This is a genomic window from Pseudomonas rossensis (assembly GCF_039888995.1).
Classification (GTDB): domain Bacteria; phylum Pseudomonadota; class Gammaproteobacteria; order Pseudomonadales; family Pseudomonadaceae; genus Aquipseudomonas; species Aquipseudomonas rossensis.
The window spans coordinates 1-242 of sequence record NZ_JBBWCB010000376.1 but is presented as its reverse complement, the minus strand read 5'-3'; the positions used below and the strand labels follow the sequence as shown (position 1 = coordinate 242).

At 62.8% G+C, this 242-nt stretch carries 1 protein-coding gene; it reads right to left on the bottom strand.

The window, feature by feature from the left end:
* The coding region (locus WLY71_RS30945; RefSeq protein ID WP_347806611.1) for a carbon starvation CstA family protein at positions 1-242 on the bottom strand (242 nt) is incomplete at both ends.

The following is a 242-nucleotide window of genomic DNA, read 5'->3' as shown; positions in this document are numbered from 1 at the left end:
ATACCCCACGGGCTTTCGGCCAGGGCTTTTACAACGATCAGCGCCAGCACCGCGAGGATGATGATCATGATCAGGAAGCAGCCAAACAGCGCGATGGTCCCGGGGATGCGGCCCATTTCTTCACGGACCATGTCGCCCAGGGAACGGCCGTTGCGGCGGGTGGACATGAACAGGACCATGAAGTCCTGAACGGCACCCGCCAGCACCACGCCGGCAATCAGCCACAGCGTCCCGGGCAGGTA